Genomic DNA, 23,525 nt, shown 5'->3' on the forward strand with positions numbered 1-23,525 from the left:
CTTTTCCGATAAATAAAAGCTTATGAAAGCGGCTGTACAATATCTGCTCCTGTTGCTATTCAGCATTATCTTTTTTACATCGTGCAAAACAACAAAAGATGTACTGGTAGAACCACAAAAAGACCTGAATGGTACCTGGAAAATTGTAATGGTGACACGCAATACAGTTGACATTACCGAGTATATAGACTCTTCTGGTTTTCGCCTTACACTGGCAAATGATAATACGTACACGTTGCAAAGCAATAATATCCCATTCGTGGTAAACAGCAATGGCAAATGGTCGGTTGATGATCCGCAATATCCTTACAATCTTTCTTTCAATCCAACAGACAGTAGCAGCACATTCACCGGCAGTATCGGCACGCCTGCATCTAAAGGATTGCGCAATCTCGAGGTAACCTTCAGCCCCGGCTGCCGTGCCAATAGTTATGTATATACGTTCGAAAAAATTCAGTGATAAAAATTGATGTATGCAGGTATCTACACCAAAGAATAAAAAATCATTCAGGCATAAAATATATTTCGCGCTGTTCATCGTTTTTGCAGGGCTTGTTATTGCAGCCTGTGTATCTACTATAACCATCTTAAGCCAGGATTCATTAGTAACGCCGGGCGATACGGCTCATATGGTTATTAATCTTCAATGGGCTGCTACCAACTACGACCGTAATGACCGGCAAGTTGTAGGCATTTGCGTTCCTAAGGGCTGGAATGCTGCGCAGAATACCACGATGACTTATAAAAGCGATGTAGGCGATGGTAAGATGGTATTGATACCTGATGGTATTACCGATCCGGCAACCGGTTTATCTTATCCAGCCGCTTTTACAAAGAAGTTTGGAATTGGTCCTAATTACATCAATGATATGGAATGGGTTGCCTTTTGGTCTGATGTAAAATTGAGTGTAGCCAATCAGTCAACCGTTAATGGACAAATCTATATCAACATCAAAACAAGCACGGATAACCTAAGCTTTAAACCGGGCTATGCCATGTGCGAAGATGAGGACGGATTATCTGATGCTAACTCTGGTTATTATACCAGTTTATTTGGCGATTGTATGCTGGTGGCTACACCTGATGCAGATGACATACAGGACTTTTGTAATCCGCAGATTGGTGTTGCCGATCCTGCCAGTGCTACCGATAATGATATTGTTACCATCACTTACAACGGCAGTTTAGATACTTCCAGCCTATCGCACGCGACTGACATTTATTTCTGCGCTAAAGGTTATACTGCCACCGGCGAAGTGATAGATCTATGTCAGCAAACAGATGCTACAAAGCTTACACTTTCCGGCTTGCAGCAATGGCGCATAGATTTTTGGCCGAAGAAATTATTCAACCTGCAGCAAGGGCAAAGTCTTTCAAAGATTGAATACTATTTCACAAATAAAGAAGGGACTATTAAAACAGGATATGGTAATACCGCCGATCCTTTTAAATACATTTTTAAATGTAAATGATGCTTTGATATAAGGCTTATTTACTGCTGCTTACTTAACTACTTATACATATACAAAGGTTTGCTGTATGAAAAGATATTTAGTATTGCTTTTCTTAATTTCTATCACTGCTTTGCCTGCTTTTTGCCAGCAAATTACAATATCCGGGACAGTGCTGGATGAGTATGGACATCCTTTAGGAGGCGCTTCCATCAAAACAAAAAACAGCACTGCATTAGCTATCTCTGATGCGAATGGTCAGTTTCAGATGGATGCTGCTAAAGGAGATATATTAGTAATTTCATATCCGGATTTTAAGGAAAGTGAAGTAAAAGTTGCCAACCCGGTTGCAGCCTTATCCATAAGACTTACAAAACGCGATATTTCTCTAAGAGATACCGTGAATGTGTTGTATGAAACAAAAGATGCCAATAAAATATTGGGTGCTGTTTCTACTATCTATACCAATCAACTTACTACCACACCTTCACCAACTTATGCATATGCATTAGCCGGACGATTGCCGGGCTTGTACACCCAACAAACCAGAGGCTGGACAGCTACCAATAGTAATGCTTTAGTATCTCAGGATGTAGATGGCTTGTATTATCCGGCTGCAGGAACTATTGGTGCAAAAGGACCGAATGACAATATGGAAATCATGTTGAGATTGCGTGGTCAGGCACCGGTAACCATGATTGATGGCGTGCAAAGAGATATCTATACTATTGACCCGGAAAATATTGAATCGGTATCCCTTTTAAAAGATGCTTTGTCAACCATTCTTTTAGGTCAGCGCAGTTCAAGAGGTGTGCTATTGGTCACTACCAAAAAGCCGATAGCCGGTACGCCGCATGTATCCTTATCTGCACAAACCGGCATACAAACACCGCTTTCTTTACCCGATCCTTTGCCCGCTTATCAATATGCTTATCTGTATAATGAAGCGCAAACCAATGAAGGCAATCCATTAGCTTATACTTACCAGGATTTTGAAGCATACCGCAATGGTACCGATCCATACGGGCATCCTGATGTTGACTGGTTTAATACCATTCTGAAAAAGAATTCATTAATTAACCGCTATAGCCTGAATGTAACTGGCGGTGGCACTGCTGCACGCTATGCAGTGGGATTGAGCTATCTGGATCAGCAAGGTTTGTTTAAAGGCAGCAACCCGGCGTATGAAACTAATGCAACCATCAAGCGTTATTCCATCAATTCAACCATTGATGTGAATGTAACAAAAGAGTTTACCACCAAGCTGCAAATCTATGCCCGGGTGCAGGATGGCAACCAGCCGGGCGGCACAACGGATGGCATCATCAGCGGCATGTACAATACGCCCGGCAATGCTTATCCGGTATTCAATCCCAATGGTTCTTTTGGTGGCACACAGGCTTATTCCAGCAACCTGTATGCGCGGCTTACCAACTCCGGTTATCTGCAGGACTACACCAGGGACATCTTAGCCAACCTTGAATTGAATTACAATTTTGATAGTTTCATAAAGGGCTTATGGGCAAAGGCACAAACCAACCTTTCTGTGTATTCCTCCAACTCGGTAAACCGTACTGCCGGCGTGCCTTCTTATAAGTTATCTATTGATGCATCGGGCGATTCTATTTATAATCGGTATGGCGCTATATCCGACCAGACAAATGTGTTCAATCTTACTTATAGTGCGCAATATTGGTACCTGCAAACTGCGTTGGGCTATACAAGACAGTTTGGAAAACACAACATTAATGCAAAGCTGTTTTACGACCAGCACCAAAGTATATTCAACTACGACCTTCCCGAAACCAATCATAATATTGCGGCAACAGCTGCTTATAATTTTGGCGGAAAATACTTTGCAGAAGCAGCTATTAATTACAGCGGCAACGATCGCTATCCGCCCGGTCATCAGTTTGGCTGGTTTTATGCCGCCGGTTTAGGCTGGAATATTACGCAGGAGAATTTTATTAAAAACAACAGCAGTCTTAACTGGATTAATAATTTGAAACTGCGTGCCACTTACGGCAAAACAGGCAATGATAATGTAGGCTATTTTAGCTGGCGCGAATCTTTCCGGATAGATATTGTAAACCCAACTTATCCCATCAGCACCAGCCGCGCATCACAAGGGGTGGCACAGCAAACCATTCTTGCTAACCCCAACATTACATGGGAAAAAGCTGATAAGTTTAATGTAGGATTGGATGTTGCTTTGTTCAATAATCATTTCCATTTTACAGGCGATTATTACATTAACCGGTATTACGATTTGCTGCAGTTGCGTGGCAAGCAACCTGCTTTAATCGGGTTGGCGTATCCGCTCGAGAACTTAGGGATCAGCCGTTACGCAGGTGCTGAGTTTTCGGCTACGTACCAAAATAATTACCGCAATTTTCATTACTACCTAACCGGTAATGCTACTCTGGAGCAAACAAAGGTGTTGTTTAGCGATGAGATACAACAAAAATATGATTGGAACAAACGTACCGGGGCGCCTGTGGGAATGCAGTTTGGCTATGTGGCAGAAGGCTTGATACAAACTCAAAAAGAGGCAGAAAGCAGTGCGCATATTGCCGGTTATACGTTGCAGCCAGGCGATATCAAGTACAAAGATTTGAATGGAGATGGCACTATTAACCAATACGATCAAACAGCAATAGGAGAGCAAAAGCCTTTGTTTTATTATGGTGTAAATGCAGGTATTTCCTTTAAAGGATTTGATGCAAATATTTTACTCCAAGGCGTTGCTAACAGAACGTATTTATTGAATGATTATTCTTTCAGCTCCGGTTCGCAACAGGCTTACACGTACATTGTTGGACGCTGGACACCCGAAACTGCTGCCACCGCTACCTATCCAAGGTTAACACCGGGCATTAATATGAATAACGATGTTGCCAGTACCTTCTGGATGAAGAATGGAGAGTACTTCCGTATTAAGAATGCTGAAGTGGGTTATACGCTGCCATACCAGTTTACCAATCATATCAAAATATCGTCGGTACGCTTTTTTGTAAATGGGCTGAATCTCTTTACCCATGCTGCTTTCGACAGGGTGGACCCCGAAGTGTATGGACAGGTGTATCCTATTCAACGGGTTATCAATTTTGGTGTGAACGTGAAGTTTTAAAAACATAAAAAAGCACTTATACCATTATCCGTAGCAGTCTTTTAATAAAAGTAATTATGAATAAATTTTGCTTACTGTTTTTACTGGGAGTTACCGGCGTTGTACTGTTGGGCTCCTGTAAAAAATACTATGAAAGCGTGCCGGTAGAAGCGGTAACCAGCGATTATATCTGGGATACAAAAGACTCAAATGGCGTGTATGCCAGTGAGTTTCTTTTCTCCATTTATGCATCTTTACCTGATGGGCAAAACCGCATCAGCAGAGACTTTTTAGATGCCGGTAGCGACGATGCGGTTACCTCGCAAACAAGTGCAGCACCCATTACCTTGCTGGCAACAAACGGTATTACTATTTTTAATAACCCCGATGACTTATGGACAAACAGTTATGCATCCATCCGCAAGGCAACAGATTTTTTGAACAACTTCAGTAAAGTACCTTTAAAAAATACTTATGAAAGACGTTCCTGGTTTGGTGAAGCCCGGGTGATGAGAGCCTTCTTTTATTTTGAATTGGTAAAACGGTATGGCGGTGTGCCTATTGTTGGCGATTCGGTAAAGACATTGAAAGACGATGTGCAGATCCCGCGCAGTTCTTTTGAGCGTTGTATTAATTATATCGTAAGTGAATGCAACCAGGCAATCGACAGCCTTCGTGATGATCCGGTGAGTGCCGGCAATTATGGCCGCTGGACAAAAGATGGCGCTCGGGCTTTAAAGGCGCATGTGTTGTTATATGCAGCCAGTCCTTTGTATAATGGTGGTAATGTTGGTGACTCATTAAATGGCTATGCCAGCTATGATGCCAACCGCTGGAAACTGGCGGCAGATGCTGCCAAAGCCATTATGGATGAAGGACGTTACCAGTTGGAAACTGATTTTAAAAATATCTTTCTTGCTCAGCAAAGTGTAGAAGTAATTTTTGCCAAAACAAACACGCAGAACTATTTTTTAGAATCGCGAAACGGACCCATTAATTTTTCTACTGCGCCGGCTACCGGCAATACCAGCCCCACGCAGGAACTGGTAGATGCCTATGGCATGAGCAATGGCTTACCTATTAGCGATCCGGCTTCGGGCTATAATCCGCAAGATCCTTACAGCAATCGTGATCCCAGGTTGACTTACACGGTTTTGTACAATGGTGCCCAATGGCTCGGCACGCAGTTGCAAACATTTAATGGAGGTGTAAACCGTCCCGGAGGTACTACCACGCAAACGCAAACCGGCTATTACATGCGTAAGTTTCTGGGCAACTTTGAAAATGCCACCACTTATGAAAATCATTATACCGATTGGGTGTATTACCGCTATGGCGAAGTGCTGCTTAATTATGCAGAAGCCATGAATGAATTTGCTGGTCCTACAGAAGATGTATTTAATGCGGTAGAGGCAATAAGGCAACGTGCCGGTTTAAATCCATATGCATTAGACCACAGTATTTCGCAGGATTCTTTACGTACCATTATCCGTAATGAACGGCACAAAGAAATGGCTTTTGAAGAGCAGCGGTATTGGGATATAAGAAGATGGAAAATTGCAGGCGAAATATATAACAGTGCACCGTTGCATGGCATTAGTATTACCAAAACACCCACTGGTTTTTTATACAATATTGTTCCTGTACTCACCACCGCATTCGACGAAAGTAAAATGTACTTCTATCCAATACCATACAGCGAGGTAGTAAGCAATATAAACATGCGTCAAAACCCCGGTTGGGATTAAAATATTCAAAATCAGAGCAACGAACTATGAAGCAATTTTTAATTATACTGCAAGTGTTGTTGTGTTGGGCATTTACAACCAATGCACAAACAATCACAGGTACTGTTTCGGATGCCAATGGTCCGCTTTCTGCGGCTTCGGTAGTGGAAAAAGGTATTAAAACCAATGGTACGATAACCGATGAAAACGGCAATTTTAAACTTGCACTAAAAGGTACTTCCCGCACATTAACGGTAAGCAGTGTAGGGCATGCTACACAGGATGTAAAAGTGGGTAATCAAACAAATATCAATATTATTCTGCAACCCGATGAACAAGGTTTGAATGCAGTAGTGGTAGTAGGCTATGGTACCAAAAAACGTGTAACAAATACCGGTGCGGTAAGTGCTATTTCGGGCGACGCTATTCGTCGGGTTCCTACTTCCAGCGTGCAGAATACGCTGCAGGGAAAATTGCCTGGTTTCTTCTCGGTTCAGCGTGGTGGCCAGCCGGGCAGAGATGCTTCCGACTTTTTTATTCGTGGTGTGAGTTCATTAAACCCCGATGGTAACAAACCATTGATTATTGTGGATGATATTCAATATACCTATGAGCAGTTGGCACAGATCAATGTGAATGAAATAGAAAGCATTTCTATTTTAAAAGATGCTTCTACTACTGCCGTGTATGGTATTAAAGGTGCCAACGGCGTACTGATTGTAAAAACGCGCAGAGGTGCATCGGGCATACCGCAGGTGAATGTGCGCGTAGAGGCAGGTGCCAATTCGCCTACCCGGAAACCCAAATTTTTGAATGCATATCAGTCTGCTACTTTGGTAAATGAAGCGCTGAGGAATGATGGATTGCAGCCACAGTTCTCACAATATGAACTGGATATGTACCAATCGCATCAACAGCCTTATTTATACCCTGATGTAAACTGGTATGATGTAGTGTTTAAAGATTTTTCGATGCAGGCAAATACCAATGTAGATATATCTGGCGGTACCGATAATGTAAAGTATTTCATCTCTGCCGGAGCATTTACCCAAAACGGCAACCTGCATCATTTTGCCGATGCCCGTAATGAAAGTGTCAACAATCAATACTTTTATCACCGCTACAATTTCAGAAGCAACCTGGACATTCAGGCAACGAAATCTTTAAAGCTCCGCTTTGATGTATCGGGGCGTTTTGGCCAGATCAATAATCCGCTGGTGTATAGCAATACCACTGCCACAAGTATCATGTCTGAAATTTATAATTATGGTATTATTACACCATTTGCAGCGCCGGTATTAAATCCCGATGGCAGTTATGCCTATGCCTTTGGTCCCAATCTTACCAATGTGCCCACCATCAATGCACGCCTGGCTACGATGGGGTACACCCGTAACAGCAGAACCGATTTCAATACGCTCTTTGATGCTACTCAAAGGCTTGATTTTATTACCAAAGGATTATCGGTACAGGTGCGCTTTGCTTATGCAGGTACGAATGATATTACACGCACACAATCGCGCCGTTATACGCCGCCGGCTTATCATTATGATTCTTCCGGTACTTACACGCTCGATAAAAATGGCAAATACAATTTAGCGCCGTTTGCATTGAGCGGCAGCAATGATTTGTACGACAGGCGTATCAATATTCAGGGCTTTATTAATTACGACAGGACACTTGGTAGTAACCATTTTTATGCTTTAGGGCTCTTTAACCAGGAGAATTATACTACCAAAGTCTTTGGTGCTTACCGGTTGGATGTACCTCAAAAGTTAAGAGGATATACACTCAAGTTAGGGTACGATTATAAGAGCAAATATTTGGTTGATTTTAATGCCGGTTACAATGGCTCCGACCGCTTTGGCAGCGGGCATCGTTACGGCTTTTTCCCCGCAGGAAGTATCGGCTGGAACTTAGCCGGTGAAGATTTTTTCAAGAATGCATTCCCTATGTTCCAATTGTTTAAGATAAGGGCTTCTTACGGTTTGGTAGGTTCTGATGCCGTAGTTGATAACCGTTATTTGTATCAACAAATTTATGCAAGAGGTGGTTATTACTTTTTTGGAACAACGGCCAACACGGTGCAGGGACTTTATGAAGGCAGCTTAGGCAACTCCAATGTTACCTGGGAAAAGTCAAGAAAAAAGGACCTTGGTTTAGACATCAATATGCTGCAGGATAAACTATCCATTACTGCCGATTATTTTAATGAATACCGTTACGACCAGTTATTTTATCCTGGCTCAATTCCCAATATTATAGGCGTTGGTTTTGCCCGTGAAAACCTTGCTTCTGTACGCAATCACGGTTATGAAGGTTCTATCCGTTTTCAAAGCAAAATAGGTAATGTGGGATATGATATTACCGGTGTATTCTCTTATGCTAAAAACAAGATTGTGTACGAGGATGAGCCATCACCTGCTTACCCCTGGCTTGCCCGCACCGGTCATCCTATTAATCAGCCATTTGGTTATACTGCTATAGGTTTTTATGAGAGTGAAGAAGACATAGAAAAAAGTCCGAAACCCAATATTGACCCAAGCGCTATTAAACCCGGTGATTTAAAGTATGCCGATTTGAATGGAGATGGAGTAATTGATGAGCGTGACCAGGGACCAATTGGCAAACCTAATATCCCTAACACCAGCGCCGGCGTTACGTTTGGCGTGCATTACAAAGGGCTGGATGTAAGTATTTTATTCCAGGGTGCATTCAATTATAGCTTTGCTATTCAGGGTATTGGCATTCAGCCATTCCAGAGCCAGTGGCAGCCTATTCATGAATTGCGCTGGACAGCAGAAAACGCAGCTAACGCTAAATTCCCAAGATTGAGTTCCAGTGCTTCTTACGAAAGCAGTCCAACTGCTTATCCTTCGAGCTTCTGGTTGATTAATGCCATGTATGTCCGCATGAAAACCGTAGAAATAGGTTATCAGTTTCCAAAGCAGGCATTGCCTTTTAAAATCAATAGTGCACGATTGTATTTCAGTGGGTATAACTTATTTACCTGGACAAACTTCAAGTTGTACCAGCAAGACCCCGAAGTGGCATCCAATACCGCAGGTGATGCTTACCTGAATCAGCGGGTAATGAATATTGGCTTACAGGTTGGTTTTTAAGGTTTGAATAAAAATAAGCACACGAAAGCCTTGCCTTGTGCAAGGCTTTTTTATTTAAGAGATTCTTTAAATTTATAAGAATGTGAATCCATTAAGGCTCAATGAGCAGTGTTGCACTAAACACATTATATAGCTCTGTGTTCCTCTATCACAAACTCTAGCAACACTGTAGTTCAATTATTTATGAAACAGTCTCTAAGGTTTATTTTTGCTATACGGCTGATAGCAGAAAATACATAACACAAGTTAACCTGCAAAAATTATCACTTTATTTTTTGCTGCTTATTTGCATTGAGATAAGGCGCAATAAAATAAAGTGCTATGCCTGCAATAAATAAAAACACGGATAATATTTCTGCTTGTGTGGGATGAAAACCAGCCATAGAATAGCGGATATTTACCCTGATTTTTTCAATAAAAAAACGTTCGATGCCGCAGAGCATCAGGTAAAAGGCGGAAGTGCGGCCTGCCAGTGTTATATTCCTGCGAATCAATAATAACAGACCAAATAACAATAAGCCTGCTATCAATTCATACAGCGGTGTTGGATATACCGGAACTGCCAAATGATAGCAGTAATTATCCCAGGTGCAATCTTTCATATACACCCCAATATTTGCTACGTTGTGCGGATAATCATAAGCCCAAAGCCAATCCGGCAACCAGTGAAAAGGCTTGGGGTGTACATTGGTAATTCCCCAATCACCATCACCACCTATCTGGCAACCTAAACGTCCTAAAGCATAGCTAAGTAATAATGATGGAGCCAATGCATCTGCCATGCGCATGCGTTGAACGCCCCAGCTATAATGATACCACCACATGGCAAATGTGGCAACAATCAGTCCACCCAAAAAAGCAAATCCTTCCGAAGAAAAAAGATTATTCAGTGGTGCTTTTATAAACCAGTTCCAGTTCTCGGCAATGCCAAACAGCTTGGCGCCTATTACACCGGCAATGCCAGCTACGATGATGCCTTTTGCAACACATTCGTGTGGCCAAACTTTTATTTTATGTACTTCAGGTTGGGATAGCTCTTCCTGCTTACCATAGTACCACGTAATAATTACCCAAAAAGAACCAGCGATTAAACCACCCCAAAAACTGCCCTGCCACGAAAAGATATATGCAGATGTATTGACAACACTATTATGTTGCAAGAGCAAATACAGCAATTTATAACCTGCTACAAAACCGAGCATAAAATGTAGTAACAAGCGGCTGACAGGAGCAGCTTTACCTACAGTAATCGTAACCAAACGATAGGTTAACTCGCCTCTTTTTTCTTTGCGCTTTAGTTCATACCGCCACATCCATGCGCCAGGAATGAAAGCGATGGCAATAAAAAAGCCTACCGAATTAACCGCTTTTAAAACCGGGATGCTGATCCCGAATACATCTTTACACGCATAATACAGATTAGGATACATACCACAGTTTCTGAAAAGAAGATAATTTGGTTCTAATGACGCTCGATGAATAAAGAAACGACTTTATCAAAGCATACTACGGCTTGCTATATAATTCTTTAATAAGGCCTAAGATAATTGTTTGTACTACATCGGTATTGAAGTAAATCACAGTGTAGCAGTATAATAACCATAAGCGTTAGAAACATGCTGTATGGTAAGCCAGCATTTCGTCATTGCGAGCGCATGCGAAGCAATCTGTGCTATACTTTTAATCAATATAGATTGGCTTACTTAGAACTGAATAATTATCCCTTTCAGCAGGCTGACTTCGATTGTACCTCTATCCACAGATTGCTTCGCATGCGCTCGCAATGACGCATTTATGTTCAGAACACTTATGGTATAATAGCCTCTCAGTATTCCGATGTGTTCTTCATGTCTCTGTGGTTCAAAAAAATTTATTCTGTATAGCTGAATGTTTTACCACTAGTTATACCTTTCCAGTCATCAGTGCGGAAAGGTAATGCAGGCAAGCCTTCTTTATTATACAAGTCCAATTCATCGGGATTATTTGCCCAGGCATACCGCACAGCTATAGGTGTCTTTACTTTATCACTGTACACTACTACAGTATTATCATTGCGTATATACGCCTTTGCCCAATGAAACACACTATCTGCACCGGCAATGCTAAAGCCATGTACATAACCGTATTTATCTTTTGTGAGTATAGTGTCATCAAAATAAACAATAATACTATCACCGGATTTTTCCATGCTTTTATACACCGGACTTACATGCGTGGTGTCTTTTCCATAAGCCACTTTCAAGGCAGCCAACCCTAAGCGTTTACCAACATCCTGTTTATTTTTTGGATGAATATCGTTGGCCTCGCCAATGTCTATTGCTGTTGCTATACCTGTGTTGGGCAATGCTAAAGCCGAAGCCTGTGCTTCGCGCAAAGCAGCCCAGTCCTCACCTGGTCCGGCATTGTAGTTGGCCAATTGTACAAAGAGAAATGGAAGATCACCCTGGTTGAAATGCTTGCGCCAGTCCTGTATCATTGCCGGAAAAAGTTGTTTATATTCTTCAGCACGACTGCTGTTGCCTTCGCCCTGGTACCAGATAAAACCTTTAATGGCAAGCGGCGTAATCGGAGCAATATTGCCGTTATACAAAATGGTTGGCGAGCCAAAAATGTATGCATTGGGTACAAGTGGTTTTTTAAAGCTGGCAGCATTAATTTTTTCGCCGGGTTTATACAACCATTTCCCTGCCCAGCGCTGATCCCAAAACATATTGTACATGCCGCCATTATTGCCTGCATCAAATACGCGCACCACCAGCACATTGCCGGTTGGTTTTAACACAGAATCAGGTACACTGTAGCCACGCAGGTTTTGGTTACCGTATGTTTCGCCTACTTTTATGCCATTTACCCAGGCAATATCATAATCATCTGCCGGGCCTATGCCGAAGTGAAAATTGCCTTTAAAATCGGGCGGCAAATCAAAGGTTTTTCTGAACCATACCGAGCCATCATAATCCGGTAAACCTTTATCTTCCCAATAGCCGGGAAGGTTCATGGTTTGCCAATCGCTGGTATCTGTATCGGGCTTGTACCATTGTTGCTCCAGCCCTGGATCATTTACTAAATAATATTGTTTTTCCCAGGCAGGCTTTCCCCTTTCAAAATCCTGTTGTATTTGTTTGAAACTCTTACCTGGCGCGAGATAAGTATTATAATAAGCATCAAATTGTGGAAACTGGTGTACCGCTTCATTGCTCATCCATTCCTCCACAGCCGTTGCGCCGAGGTTATCGCTGATTAAACCAATGGGCACACCGATATGCTCCTGCACATAACGCCCAAAGAAGAAGCCTACCGCAGAAAAATTTTGGATGGTTTCTACAGAAGCGAATTTCCATTCGCCACCTTTAATGGTGTCTTGTGGTACATAATCGGTAGCAATACCTACTGTAAAAAGACGAATATTCGGATTATTATCTCTTGCAGAATCCATTTCTTTTTGCGCCAGTTCCCGTACAGGAAACTGCATATTGCTTTGCCCGCCGCAAACCCATACATCACCAAATAAAACGTTGTTTAGCACAACCGTATTCTTGCCCGAAATACTTATCTGGTAAGGACCACCGGCAGGTTGCGCGGGTAATATTATCTTCCATTTGCCATCTTTGCCAGCAGTCGTTTTGTAAGTACTGTTGTTGAATAACAGCAAAATTTTTTCGCCCTTTGTTGCTGTTCCCCATATAGGGCATGGTTTATCGCGCTGCAATACCATGTTGCTTTGAAATAAAGAAAACAGCGTGATATTGGCTTTTGTTATACCGGTAAATCCTAAGGAGAGCAGCAGGTAAAGTACTTTGTAAGATATTTTCATTGATTAATCATCTGTTTTTATTTGTTGTCACGCAAAAGTTCTTTCCCCTCAATTACGATCAGAAGCTGTATAAAGTAATGAAGTAAGTGATTCCCTTCTGTTTATCAGTTCCGATTGTGTGAGTTCAATACTTATAATTTTTAAATTCACCATTCATTAGTCCTATATCAAACTCATCTTACCGAAACTAATTTCTTAAATGCCAAAACATAAAGACATGAGTTGTTTGAAAACAATACATTTGACGCCAAGTTATAATTAATAACCAGTATAACAAGAAAAGTCAAAATGGCATTGATAACGATTACCATGAGAAAGATAACAGACTACTGTAGAAGCGGGTGTGCATTCTTAATGAGCATCCTCCTTATAACAAGCTGCAACAATGCAAAACAGGAAACCACTACAAGTACCCTTACCGACACCACAGCGGCAATGCTGCAATTACCACCAGGCTTTGCTGCTACTATTGTCGCCGATTCGTTGGGCGCATTACGCCACCTTGCCGTAAATAAAAAAGGGGACATTTATGTAAAGCTCAGTGTATTAAAAAACGGGAAGGGTATTTATTTTTTAAGTGATACCAACGGTGATGGAAAGATAGACAAGAGCACTGGCTTTGGTAATTACCCGGGCACCGGTATCCGCATCATAGGCAATGAATTGTATGCATCTTCTAATACCAGTGTGTATAAATATGAACTAAATGACAAGGGCGAAGTAGTAGATACCGGCCGTGCAGAAACAATAGTGCAAGGGCTTATAGATAAAGGCAGAGACAATGCAAAGGCAATAACGCTTGATGCTAATAACCACCTGTATGTTGCCATTGGATCTTATGACGAAACTTGCACCGATGCTGCAGGGCATGGTGTTTTGAATTGTCCACTGCTCGATTCGGTAGGTGGCATCTGGCAATTCAGTACCAACAAGCTTGCCCAGAGTTATGCTGATGCGGTCCATTATGCAAAAGGGTTGAAAAATGTAGTGGGATTGGATTGGAACAAAGCCACCAATACTTTATTTGCAACCCAGCATGGGCGCGGCGGACTGCACGATAAATTTCCAAAACTGTACACGCCGGAACAAGACAAAGCACTGCCTGCCGAAACTTTGTATGAGCTGAATAGAGGGGATAATGCCGGCTGGCCGTATGTGTACTACGATCCTTTTCAGCACAAAAAAATAGTAGCTCCCGAATACGGTGGCGACGGGAAAAAATCGGTTGATGATAAATACATTGATCCTGTTGCCGTTTTTCCGGCACATCTGGGGCCCAACGACCTGCTGTTTTACACAGGAAGCATGTTTCCGGAGAAATATAAAAACGGAGCTTTCATTGTTTTTCACAGCCAGTCGCAGCCATTAAAAAAAGGCTATCTGGTGGCGTTTGTACCTTTTAAAGATGGCAAGCCGGCGGGCGAATGGGAGATATTTGCTGATAATTTTACAGGCGTGGATCTGAGCAATCCCAATGGGTCTTACCAACACCGCCCTATTGGTATTGCGCAGGGACCTGATGGCGCTTTGTACGTAGCAGATGACCTGAAAGGCACCATCTTTAAAATTACTTATTCTGGTGATAAGAAATAGTGTTGAAGGTTGGTGAGAATAATAAATGCGTATAATTGTTTTGCTATTTTTCTCCGGTGCTGCGTAGTAACGCATACTGTCTTATCTGCTATGTTTTGCAAGGTATGGAGGTGTTAATGTGTATTCATTCATCCAATCAACTACAGAACAGTAACACATAAGAGATGTTTTATCTATGCTTGCAAAAAGAATTGTCCGATACGTACATACACGCACCGGACAATTCTTTTTGCAAGCAGAAAAGCGAAATTTCCTTTAATTAATTACTACTTACGGATAATTTGATTCTTTAAAGAATAACTGATAAACAGAATATCTTTTTGCGTGTCCCGGTCAATGTTGTGTTTTTGTAAGGTCTTCATAATATCATCTATCGCAGCAATATATTCCGTTTCGCTAATGTTCATGCCCTTGTGGGTTTCTACCATATCCCTCCCGGTATATTTTTCCATACCACCACTGCCGGCGCATAAGAACTGCACCAGCATTTCCTTCACATGATGCATTCGTTCAGGCGTATCTCTGTAAGGTAGAAAACGTGCTTTAATCACCGGATTATTCATGTGTGCTTCCACAATATCCTCTACCAGACGGCGAATACCTTCGGCTTCACCAAGTCTTTCGTACAAGGAAAGTGATTGTTCGGTTAAGATTTCCATATGGCTATTTTAAGGTGAAGAAATAATATTCAACAACATACAGGCTTTAAGCATAAAGAAGCAATGCTCACATGGTAGCCTTAGCATGTTTCACTCCGTGTCATCAATATCAGCCTTTGTTTATCCAGCTTGTGTTGTAAGATGCCGTTTTGTATTTCAAAATTACATTTGCAAGCTTAAGTAGAATGCAACTTTTGGTTCAAATAGTAGCAATTATGATTCACCCGAAAACAAACTATGCAACCAGGATAGCATAATGCGATGGCAATACACCAAACCTTTTTTGAAAGCACTTTGAAAAATAAGATGAACTTGTAAATCCTGTGGCATAAGCAACTTCAGCAATATGGCGCTCTCCCTTTTCCATTAAATGCAATGCCTGCTGCAAACGGAATTCTTTGATAAAATCGTTAGGTGCAAGCGAAGTTAGCGACACCATTTTTCGATATAATTGAGACTTGCTTGTGTGCATAGCTTTGGTTAACAAACGAATATTCAGTTCCGAATGGTGATATTGTTGTTCCATGAACGCTATTAACCTATTTAAAAACGTCTCATCTGTTGCACTTATCACTTTTACAGGCAACCTGCTTTTTGATAAGCTAAGCCCTTCGTCTCTGCACCAATCTTTTACCGATGACGTAACCAGGATATTGCCATCGTTGGCTGCCACGCTCAATCTTTTTGCAACCTTTAGCGCCTCACCAAATAAATCTTTGTTCTTTGTAACCGGCATACCTGCATTCAAAACAATCTGCAGTTGTAGTGCATTCGCTGATATGTCGTGCATGGCAATACTTTTCTGCACTTCAACGGCGCTGGTAATAGCTTTGGTTGGAGACACAAAAGAAAATAAAAAGCAACTACCCGTATGCTCTACCCCGGTGCCATCAAATCGCCCGGTTGTTATTCTTAACTGATTAGTCGCAATGTTTATCACTTTATTGGCATTAGCATCATTGCATTTTTCCAATACTACAGCAGCGCCTTTTAATGTCACCAGCATTAAGGTTCTAAACGCGGATTCCTGAATAGCAGGTAAGCCGGAACTATTATCTGCCTTTGCAATTTCCGGGTCTGTAACCCTGCCCAGAAACGATTCTACCAAGTGTGGATTTACTTCAATAATTTGATGGGGTACCAAGCCATGTGCATGGTTGTGCATTGCTTCTACCGAAGCTTCGTCCGGCGCTTCTACGAGGCAAAAAGCTGTTCTTCTACGCTCATCAAACCAATAGGTTAGGGCGCGGCATCCGTACTGATCTTGTATTTGCAAATCTTTTGCATGCGCTTCGGCAACATCCTTAGCTGTTACTTGTGGCAAATTGTGGCGGTCCATGTAGATAGGCATACAACCAGGTTTTGGGATTACTGCATGACTGTTTTGCTTTTGTATTTGGTGTTAAAGCGCGTACAATATATTCCTCTTTTGATAATAAGTAAAGTGCTAAGTATATAGCAATATACGAAAAATAAAATACCTGCTACTAACCACAAGATTTGGGCAACTGCCCGTATATAAATTAATAAAATAAAGCGCTTAACTAACAACTTACCCACTGCTGTACTTAGTCTTGTTTCACACAGGATAGTTTTATTGGAGAAGCATCAAGAAAGGCTTCAAATAAACCTTCATTAGGCATAAGGTATGTGCTGTGTTAATTTACCAATGAACTCAGCGAACTCTTCCAAATTTTGCCTGCTTTTCCGTAGAGTGTGAAGCCTCATTTATTATTAATTGCTCCAAGCACTCTCCGTGTCTCCATCACCGCACCCCAACTATTCCCCATTCTTCTTTCCCCATCCATACCAATCTTCCATTTGCTTAATTAATGCATCCATTTGTGCAGGTAAATTCGTTGGATCAAAATCTTCTTCGTAATACATTTCACCGGTGGCGTCTTCTGCAGAAATGGTGTTGGCATTCACATTAAAAGGTCCGGCACAGGCAAGTGAATAACTTGCATCATCTTCTTCGCCGTAAGTAACTTTGTAAAAGTAAAAACGGGCCTCCTTTCCTTTAAAATTAATCACTTTTTGCGTGAGATAAGTAAGATTGGATGGTTCATCATCATCGGAAGCAGCAGTGTACACATAACTCTCTGCAAAGTCTTTTTGTGTAAGATAGGCCTTTGGGTACAGCGCTTCTTTTTTATACGCACGCAAGGTGTCGTATAGTGCAGTGCGGGTTCCTTTTTCTGCTGCCAGATTTTGCAATGTGGATGGGTTAAGCACCTGTTTATTATGCAGGAGCTTGCAGGCCGCACTCATTTGCAGGTAAGGACTCTTCTTTAGTAAAGTCCAACTTTGCAGTGCCGCATTGGTAGCGGTATTATTTATATATCCCAACACATCCAACAACGCATAATCGGAATAATCATACGAGTCAGGATCACTCTTGATATTCTTATAATGTTGCTGCGCAAACCGGAGGATGCTTTGTTGATAAGGTTCTGTTACAGTAATATCCATCAGGCCGCTATCCAGCAATGGTCTTGCAATGCGGAGAATGGATGGCGCCATCACCGTATCATCCAGCAAAGGCAATAAATCGGCAAATATAGATGCCGTAAGCTGTAATGAATCTGTAAATGCACTCACAAATGAATAATCCGGTTGTTGCTTTGGTGGCTGCTGCAGCAGTGCCGTTTTTATATCCTGGTAATGTTCTTTTGTAGGAAAATGGAGCAGGATACCGAGCAATACGTTTTTGTCGTTCTCCGCAGCAGACAAATAATGATCCTTTGCAAAATAGTAAGATGAACTATCATCCATATTTATAATGGCGCGCTGCAATGCTTCTTTGGTGGTACCATATCCTTCTTCATCATCGGCATATTGCTTCAGCAGCGCTTCGTGCAGCAAAGGCAGTTCTTCTTTTGAAAAAGGAACGGTATTCAAAAAATCCTTTGCAGTAGCGCGGGTAGCGGAGTCTTTACTGGATAAATCGTGCAATAATAAGGTTGCTTTTGAATTAAAAAGCTGATCGTTGGGAGCTGCTTTCGCAAACCTGAAATCTTCAAAAAACTTGTTAGTATTATTGTTATAAATTTCGGATAAAGGTTGAATGGTAACCAGGTTATACAATTTGTTATCATTCAACAACAACCGCTTTCTTCTTACATTGGCAGCGCCTTCCTGCTGCACTACCATCTCCATGCCGCGAACGCCGCCGTTGCTTATAAATTTTTCAGAAAGGATGGTATCGTTATAATGAATATTGGTGTGTCCCAGCTTTTTCAGCAAAGTGGTGTCATCCTTTTGCCAGTAATATTTACTGAAGGGTTCTGTCGTTACCGTGTAACCATCCGCACGGAACTTATCAAAACTTTCATATTTGTACGTGGTATTGATGTCTGATGAATCGGAGACATCATCAGTTGTAAATTCACCTGGCGCCCAGGTTGAAAACAAGGTGTCGCCGGTGGTATATTGCTTCCATTCGGGTACCGTATAATCCAGCATTTTAAAAGAACCGAAGAACCTGTCCACAACGGGATTGTCTTTTTTAGGATCATACATCGCGACCAATGCATACCATCGGTTACCCCTGAATTCATAACGCGCTTTCATCATCACCGGTGCCTGTACCAGCATTCCCCCCATCTCCATTACCCGGTGCCCGTCTTTAAAATAAGTAGTATCAATACTCAGCTTCGAGAATTTATCTTTCTGCGATTCCTTCATACTTGCAAGCATTACGCTGTCATTCGGTATAAAGAAGCCCGGCGCAGCCTCATTGACACCAAAGAAAAGGTAGTCGCCGCTTTTAGGGTCAACTACTGTTTTCAGATCCCTGCTAATGGATTTGTCATCACTTGCAGATGCAAGATCATCGGTAGATTTTGGCTGCGCAGGAACATCTATGGAATATGCTTTTTCGGCATTGGTATAAGTAATATATTTTGTATCGTCTGTTTTGTTGTTATTCTCGGTTATTACATAAGAATGTAAAAATTGGTTGATAGCGTTTGCAACAGCCGTATCCTTCTTCATAGCCACAGCAATCGCCATATACATAACACCGTCTTTGTACAGCAGGTAGCCCCGGCTATACTTATCTTTATCCAAAATGAATTCTCGTCCCGATACATTACTCACAGTAACAGGCTTGCCTTTGTTGTAATCGCTTGTACCAAAATAATAAGAAGCCATCACGCCCATAACACTGTCTGCCATCTCTTTGGAATAAGGCGTTTGTAAAGCGGTGGTCATATACATGGTACTGTTGAAAACATCAAAGTACATTTTCATGTTCATTATGCCATAGAGCGTCATATTGCCGGCTTTGCCGGGCATAGAGGCTACATACAATCCGGCTTCATCTTTCACATCATACCACGGCAATGCTATTTCGGGCACTTTGTAAGCAGCCGGTTTGATTTTTTTTGATGAAAAAACCGGCGTTACCATAAATCCCTTTTTTGTAAGTAATGCTATCAAACCATCGCTGCCAGGCAGATGCGCCGCGCCTACCGCAAACACCATACTGCGCTCATGGCTTAAGCTATCCATACGCATTGCCATTTTTCTATTGCGTACCGTAAGCAGTTTATCCCTATATGCACTGTCATCAAAGTACGACAAGCGTTCTATAGCATTTAAATCATTCTTTACGTAAAAATTAATGAGCTGCTCGGTACCAGAAGTAGCTTTTGCTTTTCCTCCACTTTTACCATCATTTACTGCCAGCTCTTCAATATCCGATTCATCTACAGCGTAATTTATCAGGTTTTCCTGGTCTTGCATATCCTCCACGCCACCTGTCCATTTACCCTGGCGCCGCGCCACATCAAAGAGGTAAGCATCCAAAAAGGTCTGCATTTTGCCGGTTTTGTAGCTTTCTTCAATCCATTTATTTTTTTCTTTTAGTACATCGGCCGTTGTAATATCATCTTCATCTTTATTGAACTTTTTGGCTAATACTTTAGCATATTTTTTAAATTCCTTATCGCTCATCATGTCTTTCAAACGCTGACTTGCCAGAATGCTTTTCTTAGCTTCATCTATGATAAAAGGCGTAAAGTCATCGGGATTTATCTCGATGGCAAAACCTTCGGTATTTTCAATAGCTTTATACAGGGAATCTCCGAGGTTAAAAATCCGCTCATCGGTAAGGTGCATGGTACCATACAGGTAAGAAGGCTTTTGCAAACCATTACCACTTATTTTCCACAATAGCGTGGATGGTAATTGCTGCGCAAACAGGAAATTGCCGAAAAAAAGGGCTACAAATGCAACGATAATATGTACTTTTCTCATAAGAGGGTTTAAGCCGGACAAAAATAGTTGCTGCTAAAACATAATGCGATTAATTAAATATGAAAAAGAGCTTTAATGCAATTAAGAAATGAGAACAGTACTATGATGATTATTGCAAGCGAGTTATACTATAGAAGCGGCGAGCAGGAAGCCGGGAATATAGGATGCCGCTTAGTTAAAAACGATATACATATATTTTGTTCGGCAGAACACGAATACTGTTCGGAAGATTTTTTAGTGCTGATTAAATGAGTAAAGTATTGAAGAGTGATTACTTACATACACATTCTATCTTCCTTTTTTCTCCCCGACTTGTCGGGACAGGCATTGAAAGAAAAAGGTACAAAAAAGTTATGAATGTATTAATGTTTTTTCAATGGTATCCAAGACAACGCTTCGCTTAATTATTTCGGATAGTAAATATTTTCAATAGACTCAATGAACCACTCCGTGGGTTCAAGGACGGCATGATCGCTCCGCGCTAACGCCTCCACTTACTCTAAGATGGATTTCTAAGACTTAGACGATGATTTATCTGCCAGCAAATCTTCGAACAGTATTACAGTATTTGGCAGAACACCAACTGATAGATAAATATTGTTACTGCATTCTCCCTCTCTCCCAAAGCTTTGACCATAGCAAATGTTGGTGTAGGTTTGTAAAAATTATGAAAAACATGATGAAGTACCTTTTTACTGTTTTAGCAGCAACTACTTTATTGCTTACCAATGTTGTCGCGCAGGTTACTATGCCTCAGCCAAGTCCTACCCAATTTATACGACAGGATTTTGGAATGGGCACCATCGAGCTTACATACAGCCGGCCTTCTATTAGAGGTCGCCAGTTGTTTGAGGCAAATAGTGTGTTAGCACCTTTGGGTAAGCCGTGGAGAACAGGGGCCAATGCTGCTACCAAAATCCGTTTTACCGATAATGTAACTATTGGCGGCAAAACCCTCGATACGGGCAACTATGTTATTTATACCGTTCCAGGCAAAGGGCAATGGGATGTTGTTTTTAGTAAAGGCACAGCCTATCCTGGTCAGCAAGGTTTTACAGAAAGTGATGATGTAGCGCGGGTGAAAGCGCCCGTAACCACTATTAACGACAAAGTGGAAACCTTTACCATGCAATTTGGAAACCTGCGCAATGAAAGCTGCGAGTTGCAACTGCTATGGGGAAATGCGGCTGTAAAAGTGCCCATTACCACCAATATCAAAGATCGTTTGCGTGCACAAATTGAGGCCGCGTTGCAGAGTGATAACAAACCTTATCAGCAGGCAGCCAACTTTTATTATGAGTGGGATAAAGACTATACCAAAGCTTTGGAGAATGTAAACAAGGGTATTGAACAAAATCCAAAAGCATTCTGGCTGTACCTGCTGAAAGCAAGAATTCAAAAAACAGCAGGTGATAAAACCGGAGCCGTAGCCAGTGCCAATAAGACTATTGAGGTAGCCACGGAAGCTAACAATGACGATTATGTAAGGATGGCAAAAGAATTAATTGCTGGCAAATAATTTCCTTTTCTTATTCTCCGCAATGTTCTTCAGCACAGCTATTTAAGAGAAGGATATATTGCAGAGAAAAGAAAAGATGATTTTCAACACCCGCGCGTTTCCTGCACTGCCAATGATGTGCAATGAAGACCGCGGGTGTTGATTCTTTCACCCGTTTGCCCAATCAAAATTTCCTAATTAGTCTACCTCCTGCCCTATCCTCCAATTACTTGTGTACACTTTTATTATTGTACTTAATAAAAAACAATTTCGCCTGCAATACTTTCCTGTACAGATTCTTCCTTAAAGTTGAAAATCAAATCCAGCAGAATACGGGCTGCTTCTTCGCCCTGACGAAATGGAAATTGCTCAACGGAGACAACAGGCTTATTATCGAGATATTTGCAAAAAGGAAGATTTGCATAACTGGCAAAAGTGATGTCTTTATTTAGTTGCAGGTCGGTTTGTGTTTTAATGAATTGAATAGCATCCAACACTACCCAATCGTTAAAGACAACAATGGCGGTAGGTCTTTGCTTTTGCGATAGTAGTTTACTTACGGCATTCCAGGTTTGCTCTTTAGAAAAATCGGTTTCCACAATGTAAGCAGGATTCACTTTTAATCTCTTTTTTGCCATGCCATTAATAAAGCCTTTCATCCGTTCTGCATTAGCTGTTATTGATTGCGGCCCCAGCAACAGCGCAATCTTTCTGTGGTGCAGTTTATACAACACATCAATCAGTTTAATGGAAATATGGTAAAGGTCGCAGGTAACTTTATTAATATGTTGCTCATTGGGAACACGGTCAAAAAAAACAACCGGAATGTTATACTCCTTCAAAACATCAAAATGGCTGACCTGTTTGGTTTCTTTTGAAATGGATACGAGCAAACCATCTATTCGCCGGCGTGTAAAGGATTCTAATAATTGCTGCTCTCTTTCTATACTATCATGACTTTGTGCAACAAATACACTGAACTTATTTTCAAATGCAATCTGCTCAATACCGCTTACTGCCTTTGCAAAAAAATCTTCCGACAAAGTGGGAACGATAACACCAATGGTATAAGTTCTTCTTTCTTTAAAATAAATAGCCGTTTGTATAGGTTCATATTTCAGTTGTTTGGCAAGTTCTTTTACCGCATTCTTGGTGCGCAAACCAATGCTGGGATGATCGTGCAATGCCCTGGATACAGTGGATGCAGACACTTTTAATTGCTTTGCAATTTCCTTTATGGTAGGCAGGTTTTTCATAAACTATTATTATTCTCCTATCAACGCAAACGAT

Annotated in this window: 13 protein-coding genes; 7 read left to right on the top strand and 6 right to left on the bottom strand. The window is 41.4% G+C overall.

The annotated features are described in order from the left end of the window. Window positions 1-22: 22 nt before the first annotated feature. From FC093_RS12100 to FC093_RS12120, 5 genes are all read left to right on the top strand, one after another. On the top strand, window positions 23-460 hold the full coding sequence (locus FC093_RS12100) for a DUF5004 domain-containing protein (protein ID WP_137262053.1): 438 nt from the start codon (window positions 23-25) through the stop codon (window positions 458-460). Between the two features lie 13 nt (window positions 461-473). Further along, window positions 474-1,472, top strand: coding sequence for a DUF4961 domain-containing protein (locus FC093_RS12105; protein ID WP_137262054.1), 999 nt, complete (start codon window positions 474-476; stop codon window positions 1,470-1,472). Window positions 1,473-1,539: 67 nt separating this feature from the next. Next, on the top strand, window positions 1,540-4,581 hold the full coding sequence (locus FC093_RS12110) for a SusC/RagA family TonB-linked outer membrane protein (RefSeq protein WP_137262055.1): 3,042 nt from the start codon (window positions 1,540-1,542) through the stop codon (window positions 4,579-4,581). A 56-nt stretch (window positions 4,582-4,637) separates the two neighbouring features. After that, window positions 4,638-6,308, top strand: coding sequence for a RagB/SusD family nutrient uptake outer membrane protein (locus FC093_RS12115; RefSeq protein ID WP_137262056.1), 1,671 nt, complete (start codon window positions 4,638-4,640; stop codon window positions 6,306-6,308). A gap of 26 nt (window positions 6,309-6,334) precedes the next feature. Continuing rightward, window positions 6,335-9,409: a SusC/RagA family TonB-linked outer membrane protein gene (locus FC093_RS12120; RefSeq protein ID WP_137262057.1), complete on the top strand. Its 3,075-nt coding sequence runs from the start codon at window positions 6,335-6,337 to the stop codon at window positions 9,407-9,409. A 263-nt stretch (window positions 9,410-9,672) separates the two neighbouring features. Here the strand turns inward: FC093_RS12120 and FC093_RS12125 are convergent, their stop codons facing one another. Together FC093_RS12125 and FC093_RS12130 are read right to left on the bottom strand one after the other, a co-directional pair. Continuing rightward, window positions 9,673-10,839, bottom strand: coding sequence for a prolipoprotein diacylglyceryl transferase (locus FC093_RS12125; protein WP_137262058.1), 1,167 nt, complete (start codon window positions 10,837-10,839; stop codon window positions 9,673-9,675). Between the two features lie 440 nt (window positions 10,840-11,279). Next, complete coding sequence (locus FC093_RS12130; RefSeq protein WP_137262059.1) at window positions 11,280-13,223, bottom strand: sialate O-acetylesterase; 1,944 nt, start codon at window positions 13,221-13,223, stop codon at window positions 11,280-11,282. A gap of 309 nt (window positions 13,224-13,532) precedes the next feature. Here FC093_RS12130 and FC093_RS12135 point away from each other — a divergent pair, with 309 nt between their 5' ends. Beyond that, entirely contained in the window at window positions 13,533-14,816 is a 1,284-nt protein-coding gene (locus FC093_RS12135; RefSeq protein ID WP_137262060.1) for a PQQ-dependent sugar dehydrogenase, read from the top strand. Between the two features lie 266 nt (window positions 14,817-15,082). On the opposite strand, the gene FC093_RS12140 is transcribed toward FC093_RS12135, so the two are convergent. The 3 genes from FC093_RS12140 to FC093_RS12150 form a co-directional block, all read right to left on the bottom strand. Continuing rightward, on the bottom strand, window positions 15,083-15,475 hold the full coding sequence (locus FC093_RS12140; RefSeq protein WP_137262061.1) for a group I truncated hemoglobin: 393 nt from the start codon (window positions 15,473-15,475) through the stop codon (window positions 15,083-15,085). A gap of 235 nt (window positions 15,476-15,710) precedes the next feature. After that, window positions 15,711-16,826 (bottom strand): nickel-binding protein, encoded by a 1,116-nt coding sequence (locus FC093_RS12145; RefSeq protein WP_137262062.1) that lies wholly within the window; start codon window positions 16,824-16,826, stop codon window positions 15,711-15,713. Window positions 16,827-17,254: 428 nt separating this feature from the next. Continuing rightward, window positions 17,255-20,737: a TraB/GumN family protein gene (locus tag FC093_RS12150; RefSeq protein ID WP_137262063.1), complete on the bottom strand. Its 3,483-nt coding sequence runs from the start codon at window positions 20,735-20,737 to the stop codon at window positions 17,255-17,257. A 676-nt stretch (window positions 20,738-21,413) separates the two neighbouring features. On the opposite strand from FC093_RS12150, the gene FC093_RS12155 reads away from it, so the two are divergent. Further along, window positions 21,414-22,256, top strand: coding sequence for a DUF2911 domain-containing protein (locus tag FC093_RS12155; protein WP_170971067.1), 843 nt, complete (start codon window positions 21,414-21,416; stop codon window positions 22,254-22,256). A gap of 233 nt (window positions 22,257-22,489) precedes the next feature. On the opposite strand, the gene FC093_RS12160 is transcribed toward FC093_RS12155, so the two are convergent. After that, window positions 22,490-23,491 (bottom strand): LacI family DNA-binding transcriptional regulator, encoded by a 1,002-nt coding sequence (locus tag FC093_RS12160; protein ID WP_137262065.1) that lies wholly within the window; start codon window positions 23,489-23,491, stop codon window positions 22,490-22,492. Window positions 23,492-23,525 lie beyond the last annotated feature (34 nt).

The organism is Ilyomonas limi (assembly GCF_005233845.1).
Taxonomy (GTDB): domain Bacteria; phylum Bacteroidota; class Bacteroidia; order Chitinophagales; family Chitinophagaceae; genus Ilyomonas; species Ilyomonas limi.

Excerpts from the sequence above, each read along its gene's own strand:
- FC093_RS12130 (WP_137262059.1), bottom strand. The coding sequence starts at position 13,223 with ATGAAAATATCTTACAAAGTACTTTACCTGCTGCTCTCCTTAGGATTT.
- FC093_RS12115 (WP_137262056.1), top strand. The coding sequence starts at position 4,638 with ATGAATAAATTTTGCTTACTGTTTTTACTGGGAGTTACCGGCGTTGTA.
- FC093_RS12105 (WP_137262054.1), top strand. The coding sequence starts at position 474 with ATGCAGGTATCTACACCAAAGAATAAAAAATCATTCAGGCATAAAATA.
- FC093_RS12140 (WP_137262061.1), bottom strand. The coding sequence starts at position 15,475 with ATGGAAATCTTAACCGAACAATCACTTTCCTTGTACGAAAGACTTGGT.
- FC093_RS12150 (WP_137262063.1), bottom strand. The coding sequence starts at position 20,737 with ATGAGAAAAGTACATATTATCGTTGCATTTGTAGCCCTTTTTTTCGGC.
- FC093_RS12145 (WP_137262062.1), bottom strand. The coding sequence starts at position 16,826 with ATGCCTATCTACATGGACCGCCACAATTTGCCACAAGTAACAGCTAAG.
- FC093_RS12100 (WP_137262053.1), top strand. The coding sequence starts at position 23 with ATGAAAGCGGCTGTACAATATCTGCTCCTGTTGCTATTCAGCATTATC.
- FC093_RS12160 (WP_137262065.1), bottom strand. The coding sequence starts at position 23,491 with ATGAAAAACCTGCCTACCATAAAGGAAATTGCAAAGCAATTAAAAGTG.
- FC093_RS12135 (WP_137262060.1), top strand. The coding sequence starts at position 13,533 with ATGAGAAAGATAACAGACTACTGTAGAAGCGGGTGTGCATTCTTAATG.
- FC093_RS12120 (WP_137262057.1), top strand. The coding sequence starts at position 6,335 with ATGAAGCAATTTTTAATTATACTGCAAGTGTTGTTGTGTTGGGCATTT.
- FC093_RS12110 (WP_137262055.1), top strand. The coding sequence starts at position 1,540 with ATGAAAAGATATTTAGTATTGCTTTTCTTAATTTCTATCACTGCTTTG.
- FC093_RS12125 (WP_137262058.1), bottom strand. The coding sequence starts at position 10,839 with ATGTATCCTAATCTGTATTATGCGTGTAAAGATGTATTCGGGATCAGC.
- FC093_RS12155 (WP_170971067.1), top strand. The coding sequence starts at position 21,414 with ATGATGAAGTACCTTTTTACTGTTTTAGCAGCAACTACTTTATTGCTT.